17 protein-coding genes are annotated in these 17,458 nt (G+C 44.1%); 6 read left to right on the top strand and 11 right to left on the bottom strand.

What is annotated here, in order from left to right; all coding sequences use genetic code 11:
* Window position 1: 1 nt before the first annotated feature.
* Both AC1RM2_RS00940 and AC1RM2_RS00935 read left to right on the top strand, forming a co-directional pair.
* The gene (locus tag AC1RM2_RS00940) at window positions 2-2,059 is read left to right on the top strand and encodes a fibronectin type III domain-containing protein (protein WP_492982487.1); all 2,058 of its coding nucleotides are present in this window, start codon (window positions 2-4) and stop codon (window positions 2,057-2,059) included.
* Between the two features lie 75 nt (window positions 2,060-2,134).
* Complete coding sequence (locus AC1RM2_RS00935) at window positions 2,135-2,680, top strand: DUF6886 family protein (protein WP_492982485.1); 546 nt, start codon at window positions 2,135-2,137, stop codon at window positions 2,678-2,680.
* Between the two features lie 215 nt (window positions 2,681-2,895).
* Here the strand turns inward: AC1RM2_RS00935 and AC1RM2_RS00930 are convergent, their stop codons facing one another.
* Both AC1RM2_RS00930 and AC1RM2_RS00925 read right to left on the bottom strand, forming a co-directional pair.
* The gene (locus AC1RM2_RS00930; protein WP_492982483.1) at window positions 2,896-3,309 is read right to left on the bottom strand and encodes a hypothetical protein; all 414 of its coding nucleotides are present in this window, start codon (window positions 3,307-3,309) and stop codon (window positions 2,896-2,898) included.
* 97 nt (window positions 3,310-3,406) lie between these two features.
* Window positions 3,407-4,126, bottom strand: coding sequence for an LOG family protein (locus AC1RM2_RS00925; RefSeq protein ID WP_492982481.1), 720 nt, complete (start codon window positions 4,124-4,126; stop codon window positions 3,407-3,409).
* A 271-nt stretch (window positions 4,127-4,397) separates the two neighbouring features.
* On the opposite strand from AC1RM2_RS00925, the gene AC1RM2_RS00920 reads away from it, so the two are divergent.
* The 4 genes from AC1RM2_RS00920 (at window position 4,398) to hemN (ending at window position 9,116) form a co-directional block, all read left to right on the top strand.
* Window positions 4,398-5,585: a PAS domain-containing sensor histidine kinase gene (locus AC1RM2_RS00920; protein ID WP_492982479.1), complete on the top strand. Its 1,188-nt coding sequence runs from the start codon at window positions 4,398-4,400 to the stop codon at window positions 5,583-5,585.
* Window positions 5,582-6,631, top strand: coding sequence for a response regulator (locus AC1RM2_RS00915; protein ID WP_492982477.1), 1,050 nt, complete (start codon window positions 5,582-5,584; stop codon window positions 6,629-6,631). Before AC1RM2_RS00920 ends, AC1RM2_RS00915 begins: the two co-directional genes overlap by 4 nt.
* 81 nt (window positions 6,632-6,712) lie before the next feature.
* On the top strand, window positions 6,713-7,756 hold the full coding sequence (locus AC1RM2_RS00910) for a 2-hydroxyacid dehydrogenase (RefSeq protein WP_492982475.1): 1,044 nt from the start codon (window positions 6,713-6,715) through the stop codon (window positions 7,754-7,756).
* Complete coding sequence (gene hemN / locus AC1RM2_RS00905) at window positions 7,746-9,116, top strand: oxygen-independent coproporphyrinogen III oxidase (protein ID WP_492982473.1); 1,371 nt, start codon at window positions 7,746-7,748, stop codon at window positions 9,114-9,116. The genes AC1RM2_RS00910 and hemN overlap by 11 nt, the downstream gene beginning before the upstream one ends.
* 508 nt (window positions 9,117-9,624) lie before the next feature.
* On the opposite strand, the gene AC1RM2_RS00900 is transcribed toward hemN, so the two are convergent.
* From AC1RM2_RS00900 to AC1RM2_RS00860, 9 genes are all read right to left on the bottom strand, one after another.
* Window positions 9,625-10,485, bottom strand: a complete 861-nt coding sequence (locus AC1RM2_RS00900) for an IS110 family transposase (RefSeq protein WP_492982471.1) — start codon at window positions 10,483-10,485, stop codon at window positions 9,625-9,627.
* Between the two features lie 691 nt (window positions 10,486-11,176).
* A complete protein-coding gene (adhP, locus tag AC1RM2_RS00895; RefSeq protein ID WP_492982469.1) occupies window positions 11,177-12,211 on the bottom strand; it encodes an alcohol dehydrogenase AdhP in 1,035 nt (344 codons plus the stop codon).
* Window positions 12,212-12,220: 9 nt separating this feature from the next.
* On the bottom strand, window positions 12,221-12,568 hold the full coding sequence (locus AC1RM2_RS00890) for a hypothetical protein (RefSeq protein ID WP_492982467.1): 348 nt from the start codon (window positions 12,566-12,568) through the stop codon (window positions 12,221-12,223).
* Window positions 12,569-12,956: 388 nt separating this feature from the next.
* The gene (locus AC1RM2_RS00885) at window positions 12,957-13,697 is read right to left on the bottom strand and encodes a YoaK family protein (protein WP_492982465.1); all 741 of its coding nucleotides are present in this window, start codon (window positions 13,695-13,697) and stop codon (window positions 12,957-12,959) included.
* Window positions 13,698-13,879: 182 nt separating this feature from the next.
* Entirely contained in the window at window positions 13,880-14,569 is a 690-nt protein-coding gene (locus tag AC1RM2_RS00880; protein ID WP_492982463.1) for a sulfite exporter TauE/SafE family protein, read from the bottom strand.
* Window positions 14,566-14,988 (bottom strand): FixH family protein, encoded by a 423-nt coding sequence (locus AC1RM2_RS00875; RefSeq protein WP_492982461.1) that lies wholly within the window; start codon window positions 14,986-14,988, stop codon window positions 14,566-14,568. Before AC1RM2_RS00875 ends, AC1RM2_RS00880 begins: the two co-directional genes overlap by 4 nt.
* Before the next feature lie 4 nt (window positions 14,989-14,992).
* Window positions 14,993-16,363: a cytochrome c oxidase accessory protein CcoG gene (ccoG, locus tag AC1RM2_RS00870; protein WP_492982459.1), complete on the bottom strand. Its 1,371-nt coding sequence runs from the start codon at window positions 16,361-16,363 to the stop codon at window positions 14,993-14,995.
* A gap of 3 nt (window positions 16,364-16,366) precedes the next feature.
* Window positions 16,367-17,266, bottom strand: coding sequence for a cbb3-type cytochrome c oxidase N-terminal domain-containing protein (locus AC1RM2_RS00865; RefSeq protein ID WP_492982457.1), 900 nt, complete (start codon window positions 17,264-17,266; stop codon window positions 16,367-16,369).
* Entirely contained in the window at window positions 17,263-17,451 is a 189-nt protein-coding gene (locus AC1RM2_RS00860; RefSeq protein ID WP_439696945.1) for a hypothetical protein, read from the bottom strand. The genes AC1RM2_RS00865 and AC1RM2_RS00860 overlap by 4 nt, the downstream gene beginning before the upstream one ends.
* Between the last annotated feature and the right edge of the window lie 7 nt (window positions 17,452-17,458).

Raw genomic sequence — 17,458 nt, 5'->3', positions numbered from 1 at the left:
TATGAAGCGTCAAATCATGAAAATAAATAGGATCCTGGTTGTTATTTTGTTAATGACCGGAAAACAGGTTTTTGCGCAGTATGCAAACAGCCCCATGCCGGTTTACAATTACCGGGGCAACCCAATGATATTGTTTTCGCAAGATAACAAAACCACCGTACAGCTAAGCCGTGCCATTGGCGATACATTAAAAGGCTTTACTCCATTGCAGGCGCCGCAAATGGCGGCAACCATGCAACAATTCAGGCTTATTGCCGGCAGCATACTTACCGATACCTTAAAAAGACGGTTAAAAATGGCTACAGATGCCGCGTTATGGAACCATCTTAAAGCCAACCACGATTTTAAAAGCTATGGCTCCCTGGCATTAAATGGCGGCTTTTTAAAGGCCATGGGCGTAGCGCTGAATGATAGCATTGGCACACAGCCCACCGGTACAGCGGTGTACTATAAATTAAAGGTATCCGGCACGGTTAAAACTACATTTACAGGAACCTATATTGTGGGCGAGCCTGCAAAGTTTGAAAAACCAAAGCTTAAGCTACGGAAACTCCAGGATGGTGTTATCAGCCTAAAATGGGCTTATAAACCAATATTCCGGGAGCACGTGCCGCTTTTTGCAGGGGTGTATTATTACACTGCCGATGGAGGTTTCCAGGCCCTGCCTTCAAAAATAACATCTACCATAACAGCCGACTCGGTCTTTTTTACCTATGTAACCAAGGCGCGGCCCTTGCGGTTGAATAAGTTTTTTATCCGCCCTGCCGATTTGTTTGGCAATGAAAGTGTAGTGCCATCAGATACCGCCACCCTTACGGTAGCCTACACCGGGCATCTGCCTGTTGTTGAAGGGTTAACGGCCCACAGTAGCGTTAAAGGCATTACGCTGGAATGGAAACAGATGGAAGAAAACACAGGTGCCATCGGTATCGAGGTGCAGCGCTCGTTAAGCATGGCAACAGGGTATAAAGTGATTGATACCGTTGCCGCGACAGCAACCTTGTATACCGATGATAAAGTTAAAACCGCGGTTTCATATTACTATCGTTTACGGTCGGTACGTGATAAGGATACCAAAAACGACCAGGTATCATCGTACACCACCGCGGTTTATATGGATAAAGGCAAACCCGATGCACCTTACGCGCCAAAAGCTACCGCGACGGCAAAAGGGATACGCGTGTCCTGGAAAAAAGTGGCCAACGCCGATGGTTATTACGTTTATCGCTCATTAACCAGTGATGATAGCAAGCCCGAAACCATCTCGCACCTGCTGGCGGATACAGCCACATCGTTTTTGGATAACGCGGCCAACCGCAGCAGCCGTACCGATTACTATTACACTGTTAAAGCCATCAGTAAAAGTGGTATCGAAAGTGATTTTTCGGCACCGGCAACAAGCCGGTTTGTAAACGGCAAAGATTTTATTGCCGCCCCGGTAGGTTTGCGGCTGAGCATAAAAGGCAAAACTACCCATGTGGAGTGGCAGGAAAATAAAAACCCGGATGCCTACGTGGTGGGATATGCATTGTATAAAAGAAAAGCATCGGTAAGTAACCCGCCGTTAACAGATGCAGCTACACAGCCAGCCACTACCACTGCAAAGCAGCTGCACTTTACCAGGGTTGATCAAAGTAAAACCGGCCTAAAGGCAACTTATTACGATGACAGCCAGGCAAACGATGGCGCTTATGAATACGCTGTAGCCACGGTAGATGCCTTCGGCAAGCAAAGCCCAATATCGGCCATAGCCTCAACCGCTTTTTTCGCTAAAAACGCCGTAGCAAGGCCGCCATCAAAAATGTTTGCCCGGTATATTGTGGATGCCGTAGAGTTAAAGTGGGAACCATCTGACGAAAGCACCGCCGTTACTTATGCCATATACCGCCGCGCTGTCGAGGATAAGGACATGGTAAAGCTGGCGCTGTCAACCGCCGGCGATAATACCTATTTAGATAAAACCGCCCTGAAACAAAAACTTTATGTTTACCAGTTGAAAGCCGTAAAGGATAATTTTGAAAGTAAAGAAGGCATTGAGAAGACGGTAAGGACGTATTGAGCGATTAAGTTTAACAATGTTTTTTTACATCACACTTAGATATAAAACAGAACTTTGCATAAGATACCTTGCAAAATGTTAAACCACCAACAGCCCTTGAATAATCAAACCGGCCTTTTTCATGTAAGCGAACAACCGGGCATCCAACTATTTGAGCCAAGACCATCGCCGTCTTATTTTCCTGAAATAAAAGGCGACATAGTGTTTGCCATTGATGCCTCCTTACTACACAACTACCTGTTGCCGCGCGACTGCCCGCGGGTTACTTTTTACCTTAATGCCGAAACTTCGGGAGCGGATAAGGAAAGATTTTTCGGAAGCACCGCAGCCAGGCATGTCGTTGTTGTTGAGTCAGGCTGGTACCGACGGATAGTCGAAACTACTTTATACTGCTACCAACTACCTGCCGATAGTTTTACGCTACTTGATGCCTGTGCCGGGTATTATATCTCCTATCATCCGGCTGTGCCAACATCGGTTACGCTGGTAACCGATATTATTGACGAATTACTTTGCCGTAATATCGAACTACGTTTTACACCATCACTTATTCAACTGGCCAATGATGTAAGCAAATCAACACTTAGCTTTTCAAATATCCGGATGAGGAACGCTAAATAAACGGCGGTGGCTGCCTGATGCCATTAGGTTAGGCAAAAATAGAGGTGCAAATAATAGCAAATTCTGAATATACAACACCGAAGTTTTTTCCATGACAGCCCTTTTTAAAACGTCAATTCCCTTTCATGATTTTGCAAGGTTTTATAAACCAATACGAAAATAAAAAAGCGCCCGTATAAACAGGCGCTTGCAATTGTTAAATAATAAGGAGTCAATTAGGTTGTAATATTGTTATTCACCTGCGCGGTATCCAGCACAAGGTTAAACAGGTCCTGTTTAACCTGTCTGAATTCGCGGGTTAGGTTGATCATAAAATTGGCCAGTTTTACCTGGGTGGATGCAAGCGCATCGGTATCTTCCGGAATAATGTCCTCCGACATTAATTCCAACAGCCTTACCTGCTTTGTCAGCAGTTCCTCAACTTCCGTATCTTGCAGGTGCTTTAAAGCCTTGCCGGTGGCAATGAGCTGATGGATGTGCTTCATATCCTGCAAACCGGCAATATGCTTATCCAGTAATCTTTGCAGGAACGATGTTTCTATCTTAAAAAATTCAAGATCGGATAGCCAGCGCCGGGCTATTACGTAGTACTGTAATGAACGTGCAGATATTGATGTATTAGCTTGCATATCAACTTTAGTAAATATTAGATAGTATCTATTTCCTGGCAGGTAAAATTAGCAGGCCTTGAATACTAAAAAAATGATCGCCGTCACCTTTAGTAAATTAAGCGCGTTCAAACAGCCATTTAATTGGTTTAGGTTTGGCTTTCGCTTTAAGTCCATATTGTTTGATGCTTTTTTCTTTAATAAGGTTAACGGCTTCTTCAATATCATCGGTAACCAGGTAAAGGTCGGCATCAAGTTCGCCTATCGTTGCGTTCTTTTTCATCACCTGGATATGCTCAAGCAGCTCTTTGTGGTATTCGGTCCCGAAAATGATCACCGGGAAATTGTTTATTTTATGAGTTTGGATCAGGGTGAGTGCTTCAAAATATTCATCTAAAGTACCATAGCCGCCCGGCATCACTATAAATGCAAAGGAGTATTTTACAAGCAGTACTTTACGCAAAAAAAAGTGTTTCATGTATACCCACTTATCCAGGTAGGGGTTGGGTTTTTGTTCAACCGGCAGCTGAATGTTACAGCCCACTGATCGTCCGCCAACATCTTTGGCGCCGCGGTTGGCGGCTTCCATTAAGCCCGGGCCCCCGCCCGTTAGTATAGTAAACCCAAGTTTGGCAAATTCAGCCGCTGCCTTCCTGGTAAGCCGGTAATAGGGGTGATCTTCTTTGTACCTGGCTGAGCCAAAAACGGTTATACACGGGCCTATAAAATGCAGAGCCCTAAAGCCATGAATCAAATCGGCCATGGTTGCAAAAGTAAATTTGAGTTCGCTCAGCCTTGAATGCGGGCCCTCAAGAAACTGGATCTCGGCATTATTCATAATTGGGGATTATCGGAGGTTATAATAATAAAATGGAATACCGTGTAAAGGTTGATGTTAATAGCAGTTTAAAACATGATTATGCTCATTAAACTAAGTGGTTGTTGTCAGTTTGTAAACAGCCCGGCTAACAGCGGCCGGTTGACAGCAAGCAGCGGGTATGATGCAAAAAATGACTACCGTCACATTTAAACATGAAAACTATTATATTTTAATTGGCTGTTTATGCCAATATTTGTGACGTTCGTCAGTTTATTGATAACACCTGTTTATGGAAAATGCGGCCTTGCTAAAAGCTATTATTGAAAACGCCATTGATGGCATAATTACCATCAACGGGCGCGGTATCGTGGAAACGATTAACCCTTCGGGGTGTAAGCTGTTTTTGTGTACGCCAGAAGATGTTATTGGTAAAAACATATCGGTATTAATGCCGCAGCCTTATAAGGCGCAGCATGACGAATATATACATCGGTATCAGCAAACCCACGATCCGCACATCATTGGCATAGGCCGCGAGGTTACGGGTTTACGCACAGATGGCACAACCTTCCCCTTCAGGCTTGCAGTAAGCGAAGTTGATTTTGCCGGCAGAAAAATATACGCCGGTTTTATACATGACCTTTCACGGGAAAAAGAAGCCGAAGAGCAACTAAAAGATTATGCCGCCCACCTGGAGGATTTGGTTGAACAGCGCACCCAAACCCTTAAAAACACGGTACAGGCGTTGCAGCAGGCAAAAGAGGAGGTGAGTGTTTCGCTTGAAAAAGAGAAAGAACTGGGGCATTTAAAAAGCCGCTTTGTATCGATGGCCTCGCACGAGTTTAGGACACCCTTAAGCGCGGTGCAGTTATCAGCATCATTAATTGAAAAATACGCGCAACCTTATGATAATGCCAACATCCGCAAGCATGTGGCAAAAATAAAAAACGCGGTAGGCAATTTAACAACCATTCTTAATGATTTTCTGTCGCTCGAGAAATTGGAGGCCGGCCGCGTTGAACCAGCTTGTGCCCCGTTTGACCTGGTGAAATTTTCGGAAGAAATAACCGAAGAGATGCAAATGGTTGCCAAACAAAACCAAAACATTATTTATCAGCACACCGGTACCCGGGGTATAGTAAACCTTGATCAAAACCTGCTCAGGAATTGTGTTATAAATCTGATATCGAATGCGATAAAATATTCGGGCGAGAATACTTTTATCGAGTTTAATACCGAAATTGCCGATAGTAACTGTGTAATAACTATAAAAGATAACGGTATTGGCATACCCGATACCGACCAGAAACATTTGTTTGAAGCATTTTTCCGGGCGCACAACACAGGCAATATTCCCGGTACAGGGCTGGGCCTGAATATTGTGGCGCGCTACACCAGTTTGATGAATGGCCGTGTTGAGTTTAAAAGCGATATAAACCAGGGTACTTTGTTCACTATAACTTTTCCGATATCATGAGTAAAAAAGTTTTGATCATTGAAGACAATAATGACATACGCGAAAACGTAGTTGAAATTCTTGAACTGGCCAACTACCAGGTATTTGATGCCAATAACGGAAAAAAAGGGGTTGAGCTTGCCTTAAAAGAGTTGCCGGATATTATTTTATGCGATATTATGATGCCCGAGCTTGACGGCTATGGTGTTTTATACATGCTGAACAAGAATGTTGAAACGGCTGCTATTCCTTTTATATTTTTAACGGCTAAAGCCGAAAGGCTGGATTTGAGAAAGGGTATGGAATTGGGCGCTGATGATTACCTTACCAAGCCTTTTGATGATATGGAGCTTTTAAATGCCATTGAAAGCAGGCTGAAGAAAAAGGATTTGCTCCAGAATTTTTATAGTAAATCGCTTGACAGGTTGAACAGCCTGATAGCGAAAAATGACGGGCTGGCCGAATTAAGAAAGATAATTGCCGAACGTAAAGGCCGCCATGTTAAAAAGAACCAGGTAATTTATTATGAAAGTGATAAGGGCAACGGCCTTTACCTGGTGATAACCGGCCGGATAAAAACCATAAGGCTTGCCGAGGACGGACGTGAACTGATGACCGGCATTTACATCAGCGAAGACTACCTGGGTATTAACGCTATTTTATCTAACGAACCTTATTCAGATACAGCCACTGCGCTTGAAGATAGCACGCTTTGCCTTATCCCCAAAGATCAGATAGATCACTTGCTGAACCATTACCCTGATGTAGCCCGCGAATTTATAAAATTACTGGCCAATGATATCCGCGATAAGGAAGATCAGCTTATGCAGCTGGCTTACCACTCGGTACGTAAGCGAATGGCCGAAGCTTTAAGCCGATTGCACCGCCAGGATGCAGATAATGGGGGAATAAAGATCACCCGGGAAGACCTGGCAGCAATGGCCGGTATGGCTACCGAAACCGTAAGCCGCACACTATCTGATTTTAAAGATGAAGGATTGATAGAAAAAAAAGGCAGCCTGATTACTATTCTCAACCCAGAAAAGTTATCTAAAATGAAAAACTGATAACGATCATTTTTTGGGCTGATTGCGCTCATACTATTGCGGCCCTCGCAATTGTAGCTTTGTTTTTATAAACAAGATACGATGAAAGCGGTAGCCTACAGTATAAAACCTTTCGAAAAAGAATACCTGGCAAAGGCCAATCAAAAAAAGCACGATATCACCCTGATTTCAAATCCATTGGGGCCCGATACTGCTATTTATGCCGAAGGTAAAGACGCTGTTATTGTGTTTACCAACGATGATGTTTCGGCTGTTGTAATAGGCAAGCTGGCCGCACTTGGGGTAAAGTATATCGTTACCCGGTCGTCGGGTACCGATCATATCGATAAAGACGCCGCCGCCGTGCATCACATGAAAATTGCAAACGTACCTTCTTACTCTCCGCAGGCCATTGCCGAACATGCCGTGGCCATGGCCTTTGCCCTTAACAGGCAGGTAGTTAAAGCCGATCAGCATAGCCACGCATTTGATTTCAGGAACGATGGGCTCATCGGCTTTAATTTTGCGGGCAAAACCGTAGGCATAGTAGGGCTGGGCAGCACAGGCAAGGCCGCAGCCGCTATTTATCACGGGTTGGGTTGTAATGTTATTGGTTATGATGTTTTTTTTCCGGCTGATGAAGTCTTTGCTCAATCGGTATCGTTTGATTATTTACTGCAAAATTCGGATATCATAACGCTACACGTTCCCTTAACAACCGATACCAGGCATTTTATAGATGCCGAAAGTATTGCTAAAATGAAAAACGGAGTGATGCTGATTAATACCTCCCGAGGTTTGCTTATCAATACCGCCGATGCGCTTGCTGCAATAGAAAGCGGCAAAATAGGGTACCTGGGCATTGATGTATATGAATTTGAAAAAGGTTTATTTTTTGAAGATCATCAAAAAGATACCGTAAAAGATCCTTTGTTAAATAAGTTAATGGAGCATCCTAATGTACTGGTAACCCCTCACCAGGCGTACCTTACCCGCGAAGCATTGCAGGAAATAGCCAACTCAACCATAAAAAGCCTTGATTTGTGGCAACAAAACAAATGCGTAGGTAAAGCCTGCGCCTGTGCAAAAGAATGCCAAAAAACGGTACCCAACAATATAACGACAGACGTTAATAATGGAAAATAAATCGCTGCTGCTTACTGATAAATATAATGTAGCTGTGCCGCGCTACACCAGTTATCCAACAATGCCTTACTGGGACGCCAATACCTTTGGCCCTGAATTGTGGCAGCAATCTGTAAAGTTTTCATTTACCGAAAGCAATGCGCAATCGGGTATCAGCTTATACATCCATTTGCCTTATTGCGAAAGTTTGTGTACTTACTGTGGCTGTAATACCCGTATTACCAAAAATCACAGGGTTGAGGAACCTTATATAGCGGCTGTGTTAAAAGAATGGGATATTTACCTGGCGATTTTTAACGACAGGCCGGTGATAAAGGAAATTCACATGGGCGGGGGTACCCCTACTTTTTTTAGCCCCAAAAACCTGCAAACGCTTATAAAAGGGATTGTTAAAAAGGCCACGATACACCCCGATGCTGAATTTAGTTTTGAAGCACACCCGGCAAATACAACGGTAGATCATCTGCAGGTTTTGTATGACCTTGGCTTCAAAAGGCTGTCATTAGGTATACAGGACTTTGATCCTAAGGTGCAGTTTATCATCAACCGGCATCAAACTGCCGACCAGGTGATGGCTGTAACCCAACAGGCCCGCCGGATAGGCTATACATCTATTAACTACGATTTGATATACGGACTGCCTTTACAAACTTTGGCCGGCCTTGCCGATACCATGAACAAGGTAGCCTTATTCAGGCCGGATAGGATTGCGTTTTATAGCTATGCCCACGTGCCCTGGATAAAACCCGGCCAAAGGCGTTTTACCGAGCAGGACCTGCCCGATGCCGCTGCCAAAGCCAAGCTCCACGAAACCGGGCGGGCCTTATTAATGCACTATGGCTACCACGAAATTGGTATGGATCATTTTGCATTACCGGGCGACACGCTTTTACATGCAGAACAAAATGGCAAGCTACACCGCAATTTTATGGGGTACACCCATCAGCATACCCAGTTACAGGTTGGCCTCGGCGTATCCGCCATCAGCGACTCCTGGTACGGCTTTGCGCAAAACGTAAAAACGGTAGAGGAGTACTTTCAGCTGATAGCCGGCGGCCAGCTGCCTGTATTTAAAGGACATATTTTAACTGCCGAAGATTTGATCGTCAGGAAGCATATCCTGAACATTATGTGCACAGGGCAAACGGTATGGAACCATCATGGCGAGCATTGCGCTGCCGTAGCTGATGGCCTGGACAGATTAGATGCCCTGGCCGACGACGGCCTGGTTGAATTAACCTCTATGGGGCTTACCGTTACCGAAATTGGTAAACGTTACCTGCGCAATATTTGCATGTGCCTTGACGCCCGCCTATGGGCCGATAAACCTGCATCGCAGTTGTTTAGTATGGCTATATAAATGATGAACGCCGAATGCCCGATACCAAAGTCGTTATGATTAGGTGTCGGGCATTTGGCGTTTAATAATCGTCAATTGCTCTTATAGCGTGGGGTGCAAATCAAATTGGCACTAACGGGCTATTTAGGCTGAAGCCCATAACTCTTAATTTATTCTCGTCCGACCCTTAAAAGGCTACCTGTACCCATATCTTTTTAATGAAAAGCTTGTCATTTCGAGCGAACCAGAAGGGCCTTGTGCGCTGGGGGGCAATGCTATTAAGTTAAGGAATTCACAGGTTGCTCCATCGGAGCAAAACATTTGTAGCACTTGTAAATCAACATTTTTGCGTGCCGTATTCTAGGTTTACCATATTTCCAAATTTAATTTAAAATAAGCTTTTTAAGCTGTTCTCTTATAGTTATCCACATACATTTCACCTCTTTTTACCAGAGAGAACATACGTAATATCAGCTTGAATTTTACATTATTCAGCACCAGGGAATAGTTTTTGCTTTGAAGTTTACGCTTAGGCGCTTATTTCCGGATCATGTGTTATGGCCGTTTTGGCTGCTTGGTTCAGTTCCGATTTTAGTTCTTTTTGCGCCAAATGGCTTACCCGTTTTCGGCCTTTAATACTGGTACCCGAATCGTGGCCGAACGGGATCACGCCAACATATACACCGTATGACCGCGCATCTTTAAAACTGACAAAGTTCTCAGTGTAGGCTATTGTCATCCATCCGTTTACTTCCCCAATTCCCTTGATACTTGTTATTATCCGGTAGTTTTGCAACAGTTCCTCATTACTTTTGATCAATTCCCTGATCTTCCTTTCTACCTCATCAATGTGCTTTTCATCTTCTTTTATCTTTGCCTGTGCAATACGGACAATCGTATCGGTATCCTTTACTTCATAGATGTGTCTTCGTTCTTTTAAAGTGCTCATTAGCCCGGCCTTTTCCCTGATGAGCCTTTTACGGAAAGACAGGAGTTGCTTAATGGATAAGATATTCTTGTCCAGTGGTTTAGATGGCGACAGCTTATGACTCTTTTCTTCACCATAGCGACCGATACGGAAAGAATCTGCTTTGTCATTTTTACCCCTGACCATACCCATGGATTGTTTAATTTCTAGTCCAGGTACCCGGCAATAGAGAATAGATTTCGATTCACAGAATTGCAGGAACCGATATTCGTACCCACCGGTATATTCCATCACCATTAATGTATCTTTCAGATCTATACAATTGGTTTTGCACCATTTCTGAAACTCAGCAAACCCTTTGGAGTTATTGTCAATTTTGATATGCAAATTCCGTTTTGCACAACTGACGTCAAGCGTTAACTTTGAAACATCGACACCTAAAATAACATTCCAGTTTTTCATACGTTTGTGTTTTAAGTATTCCAAATAAATTGCCTTTTGCCAATTACCTTTGTTGAAGCAAAGAGAGTATTCTAGCTGGGCCTTGGGCAATCATAAAAGGCAGGGACTAATACGGCACTTAGTTCTCAAAAACATAGGAGGTACGAAAGTTCACCCTGCCTTTTATAATAACGTTTTCCACAAAGTTTTTAGTTTTTAACACCCCCCAGACCCCCCATTCCAACAACAACAATATTTACTGATAAATTGTCTTTGTAAGACCAAAGGTAGGTACGCTTCATAAGTTCCGTACCTACGGCACGGAGCATTATTTTTCTGTTTTTTCTACAAATGTTATACCCCTACGGGGTTAAATACCTTAACTTAATAGCATTGCGCTGGGGGTGAGGAGAACACCCTACATCCCGATAAGCTTGTCTCGATGCTGGGCGTTCAAGATTTTTCGCTACGCTCAAGAGATAGTTTCTCTTTCGCGCTCCCGCTCTTTGCCCTCCTTTGCTCTATCGACATTTTTTGTTGAAAAGATGTGGGGTAGCCCCTTACGGATTAATTCATTGCCGTTAGCTTCAGCCGAATTTTTGCATTCCGCTTTAATCCTTTTTCGGTGGGGTTTTAACCCAAACAAAAGCCAGGCAACACTTAAGTTCCTGGCTTTTACTTGGGCTATGATGGTGTTTTTTGGGGCGAATTTTTATGGCGTGGCTATCTCCAACACAACACGGCCGTCAATTTTTCCGGCTTTCATATCATCAAATACAGTATTGATATCCTCTAATTTAGCGGCATGCACGGTTGCCTTAACCTTGCCCTCAACTGCAAATGCAATGGCTTCTTCCATATCTTTACGGGTACCAACTATTGATCCTCTTACGGTATAGCGGTTAAGCACGGTTTCAAATATTGGCAAATCAAAAGCGCCTTTGGGCAAGCCGTTAAGCGCGATGGTACCCTTGCGGCGCAGCGCCGATATGCCCTGGCTGAACGCTATTGGCGATACTGCAGTAACCAATACCCCATGCATTCCCCCGGTTTCTTTTTGCAGATAGGCACCGGGATCCAGCTCTTTGGCGTTAACAACCAGTTCGGCTCCCAGTGTTTTTGCAAGTTCCAGTTTATCATCGGCAACATCAATTGCAGCCACATGCATGCCCATAGCTTTGGCATATTGTACGGCAAGGTGCCCTAAACCGCCAATACCTGATATAGCAACCCATTCGCCTGGCTTAACTTCAGTTTCTTTTAGTCCTTTATATACAGTTACACCGGCACAAATAATTGGCGCCATCTCGGTAAAGTTGATGCCAGCAGGGAAGTGCGCCACATAACGCGGATCGGCCAATACATATTCGGCGAAGCCACCGTCTACACTGTATCCGCCATTTTGCTGTGTTCCGCAAAGTGTTTCCCAGCCTGTAATACAAAACTCGCAGCAGCCGCAGGCACTGTAAAGCCATGGTACGCCTACAATATCGCCTTCTTTTACATTTTTAACATCGGCCCCCATTGCTACCACATAGCCAATAGCCTCGTGCCCCGGTATAAGGGGTAGTTTGGGTTTTACCGGCCAGTCGCCATTGCAGGCGTGTAAATCGGTATGGCAAACACCACATGCAATTACTTTAACCAGTATCTGGTTTGCGCTCGGGGTTTTAACCTCCACATCTTCAATTTGTAATGGTGCGCCAAACTCACGTATCACGGCGGCTTTCATTTTTTGAGGAATCATAAATATAAATTATATGGTGAAGGCAATAAGCATTAACGCATGAAGCGCTATGCTTGCAGCAAACAAGGTAAGCAGGGTTTTAATACCGGCGCCACCCATGCCGGCTATAATGTTGGCAAAAAATAAGGTTAAGGTTACAACCAAAACAAGTATTGGTGCATCAAAATAATATATCAAAAAGGCGGGTATCGGTAAAAAAAATACACCCTGGAAAACCAGTGATACCAAAAACCACAATGTTTTGCTGTCGACCTGGCTGTTAACAAATGCATTCCATTGATAAGCTAAATTGTTGGCTTTTGTTTTAGTTGATGGTTGGGCGGTCCATTGGACACGGGGACTCATTGTAGTTTCCATGATTCAATTGATTTTTATACCGCAAATATCCGGGGAATGAATAGGGCACACCATGATAACCGGCACTCCAAAAAGTGATGATCGTCACATCAGGGGGGAGGAAATAAAAAGAAGGGGGTGTGCGATTCCTTGCCATCTGTACATATCCTTTAATAAAAGAAAATGTCACGATAGAGCAAAGGAGGGCAAAGAGCGGGGCGCGAAAGAGAAATCTTCGACGCCCTGCAATTCGATAGGCTTTTGGGATTGCAGGGCGTCGAGGATTTCTCCTCACCCCACCTCACTTTTCCCTGCGCCTGCTCGTTCGAAATGACAAATTTATTTATAAAAAGATGTGTACACACAGTGCCCCGTGTGGAAGAAATTAAAAAATTTTCGATCGCATAACTTAAACCGATCTTTTCATGCGCCCCTGCAAGCTCCGATAATATTGTTTAACCGCAATGCGGAACACGTCATATAACAGGGTGTATATTAAAATGATAACAGGGACGAAAAAACAATAGAAATGCAGCCAGCGAAAAATATAGGCACCAGCCAATGCCCCGCACATAAAGAAAAAAATAATAGCCGCCCGTAGTTTTATTTTAGCTTTTAGGGCCGTCCTGTCTTCTGCTTTATGCCGCAAAAACTGGGCAAGTTCAATCCCCAGGTCGGTAAATGTACCGGTAAGGTGGGTGGTGCGTACAACCGAGCCCGAAACCATTGATACCAGCGCGTTTTGCAGGCCCATAGCAAACAGCAGGCTGCCGGCAAATATCTCTTTGCCTACTAAGCTATGATCGTACCGGTAGCCAAACAGGGCTACGCTGAGCAATATGGTTGTTTCAATTAAAATAGGGATTACGTAGGAGTACTGCTGATTTTTGCCGATGCGGGAAACAATAAAGCTTGATACAAAGGCCCCGGCTAAAAAAAGGAACATCCATAAGGCAATTACCCTGGCCGTTTGCCAGTTTTGCAGGGCAATTTGCTCGGCAAACAATGCCGCGTGCCCGGTTACATTGGTGGTAAGCACGCTAAACCCAAGAAACCCGGCCGCATTGACAAAACCCGCCGTAAGCCCAAGCAGCGAAGCGAGCTTTACATTATGATTATACGTTCTTTTGGTACCCAGATGTCTCAGCATTCGTTATAAATAAGTCGTAAGTACTTAGTCTTAAGTCATAAGCCTAAATTGCCATTTTTGACTTAGAACCTGAGACTTTCGACAAAAAATATTATTGTTAAGTCAAAAGTACATTGTCTTGAGTTCCGAGCCTGAATTGCCATTTTTTACTTAGAACTTAAAACTTTCGACTAAGGACTATCCTAATGGCAATTGGTTATTCCTTGTGATTGCTTGGCTGGGCTCAAATAGGGGATATCTAAACCTAATCCGCGCAGTACAAACCACAAACCTAAGCAAACCATAAGGTAGGGCATGGCCATATTAATACGGCGGCGTACCTGTGGGCCTATAAAACCCATGCTTACCGTAGCCAGCAGCATTAAGGGGAAAGTGCCCACCCCGAACCAGAACATATATTGCGCAGATGAATAGGCCGAGTCGGTATTTACAGCGCCGATAAGTGCAAGATAAACAAAGCCGCAGGGCAGGAAGCCGTTAAGCAAACCCACCGCGAAATGGCCCGCCTTATGTTTCAGCGCGAAACCGATAAGCTTGTTGATTGGTGCCAACATTTTGGGCATCAGCTTACTTTGACTGAACCTGACTTTAAACATACGCGAAAAGCCGGCCATGATAATTAATATACCGCTGATTACGGCCACACTTTGCTGTAAGCCGGCCAGCCAAAGCTGTCTGCCCAATAAGCCTATCAACAATCCAAGCAGGGTATAAGTAATAACACGCCCGGCGTTGTAAACAAATTTGTCGACCACCACCATCCACCATTGTGAATGAAAGGACGGTACCGCAAAAGCAAGCGGCCCGCACATACCAATGCAGTGCACACTGCCAAACAGGCCAATAAAAAAGGCTATCTGGTTACTACTCATTCTATATCCACCTCCTTTTCGTACAGGTACGCTTTTCTGTTGCTTTGCCACTCCAGTACAATATGCCAGCGGCCTTTAACAAGGGACGTAGCAGATACGTTGGCAACCCTGTCAAGTTCGGTGTTTATGGGGAAGGTTTTATCAAGCGCCTGGCTGGAGGGGCGTATAAATTTAACGCTGCCTGTTGCCGGCGCTGTAAAGGCAATACCCACCTGTTTGCCGTTTACCCTTATTACCGGCTGGGCATGATCAGTAACTACCTGCTTTTCCTTTGCATAATCTTTATCAAAGTTCAGCCCTTTTTCATAATAATGGTGGTCATATTCATCGGCCGGTAAGGCAAACATCCGTACACACATAAATATGATAAACAGCATGAACATGGCCATGCCTGCAACTATTCCTTTTCCCCAATTCATCTTTTTAATCATTTGGTGGCCCTACAAACGCTGTACTGACCGTTTGAATTACTTTGTTATTTAATAACAGGTTGATTTTAACATCCGTTTTTGCCGACTTGATATGTGAGGCCGGGATCATCAGGAAGAAAACGGTTTTAACAGATGCGCCTGCCGCAATTTTGCCCGGAGCCTGGATATATTTAATTTTTATTGCCGGGTCATTAGGCTGTATCACGATATCGCGGCTTTGGTTTGATTTGTTGATAACCTCGGCATTGTAAATATTACTTACCAGGCCGCCTTTTTGTTCCTGGTACAACATGCCCGCACTGCGCATAACCGCCAGGTCCATATCGCCCCTGCTAAAAATAAAGTAACAAAGTACGGTCATCAAAACAGCGATGATGCCGCTATAGCCCATCATTCTGCCCGTAAATGCCGGCTTTTGCTGCTTGTGGATCATATTCTCCGAGTAAAACCCTACCAGGTTAAGCGGCTTATGAATCTTGTCCATTACCTCGTTGCATACATCAATACAGGCGGTGCAATTAATGCACTCCATTTGTGTGCCCTGCCTGATATCGATACCCGTAGGGCAAACCGATACACATAGGCCACAGTCTACACAATCACCTTTTGCGCTGTTATCGCTTGTTTTTGAAAGTTTTCCTCTTGGCTCTCCGCGCACTTCATCATAGGCTACCACCAGTGTGTCGCTATCTAATAATACACCTTGAAGGCGACCGTAGGGGCATACTACGGTACAAACCAGTTCCCTAACCTGGCTGTAAACCAGGTAAAAAGCAACAGTAAAAACCCAGATGCTTAAAAAGCCAACCAGGTGCAGTTGCACAGGTTCGGTTATTATTTTAAACAGCACATCGCTGCCTACCAGGTAGGCCAAAAACGTGTTGGCTATCAGGAACGAGAATATGATGAACAGCAAATGTTTGCTGCTTTTTTTGAGTATTTTCTCCCTGGTCCAGGGGCCTGCATCTAATTTTTTTTGTTTGCTGCCATCTCCTTCAATCCAGTTCTCAATCTTTCTGAAAAACATTTCCATAAAGATGGTTTGCGGACAAATCCAGCCGCAAAAAACACGGCCGAAAGCGATGGTGAACAATACCACGCAAACCACAAATACAAGCGATGCCAAAACAAACAGGAAGATATCCTGGGGCCAGAAAACCTGCCCCAGGATAACAAAATGCCTCTCCATAAAATTCAGCAGCAGCAATGGTTGCCCCTTGATCCTGATAAGCGGTCCTGCAAAAAACAGGAGCAGGTAGCCATAACTAATCCATGAGCGCCACTTATATAATTTCCCTTTGCGGATTAGCGGATATATCCATTTACGCTTATTCGTCTCTTTCGCTACCAGTAATCCGTCCATGTTTTATTTATTTGCTGCCAGTTTATCGTCTGTATCGGACTCTTTTGTGCCTTGCGGCTCTTTTGCGCCTGCGGGGTGAGTACCGTGTAATGATTTAACGTAGTTGGCCACATCGGCAATTTGCTTTGGCGATAATTGTTTTTCCCAGGTAGGCATACCTTTAGCAAGCACACCGTACTTAATGGTTTTAAACAAATCGTTTATTTTACTGCCGTGCATCCAGAAATCGTCTGTAAGGTTAGGGCCAACATTTCCCTGCGCATGATCGCCGTGGCAAGCAACGCAATTGGTTTTAAATATACCCTCGCCAGATGCAATTACTGCCGGATCTTTTACCAGTTTTACCGTGTTTTCATCTACCCGGTTGGCGGCTTTGCTCAGGTAAGCCTTTTTTTCGATGTCGGCCTGTACCATTTCTGTTTTATACTCGGCATATTGCAGCTGCCCGGTTTTAAATACGTGGTAGTTGAGCAGGTAGCCTATCCCGAAAATGATGGTGCCATAAAAAAGGTACATAAACCAGCCTGGTATTGGGTTATCAAGCTCCTGTATGCCATCATAATCATGCTTGATAAGGATTTCATGTTCTTCCTCCAGGGGCCTGAGTGAAAGAAGTTTTTGCCAAACTTCTGCTTTTGGTTTTTTGCTCTTCTTTTCCTTAACGGGGTTCATTTGTGCGGCTATCTCGGCATCTGATAGTCCCTGTTGCTTAAGCATTACGCGTGCTAAAACGTTAAACGTTTTTACCAGCACCAGCATAGCTATTAAAAAAAGCAACAACATGCCAACAACAACTCCATAAGCAATATAATTCATTACATCACCCGGAATAAGACCATCAGCCATAACGGGCTGAATAAATAAAACAAATGCTGATATTAATATAATGCGATGGTATTTCATGATTGAAAAGGTTGTTGATCTGTTAAACTATCTTTTAAGGGCAAATCGCTCATATATTGAACATGTGGCTTCCGGATGCGAATGAGCATGATGGTTACTACAATAAAAAACACAAAGAATATCCCCAACGAGAAAAGCAGGTATGCCTGGTTTGCGTTGATGTTTTCTGTAAATTGCTTAAACATGATGGTG

It is taken from the genome of Mucilaginibacter sp. GW822-FHT03E02, from assembly GCF_058801545.1.
Note: the sequence above shows the minus strand (reverse complement) of the source record. Positions and strands in the feature narration are given on the sequence as shown.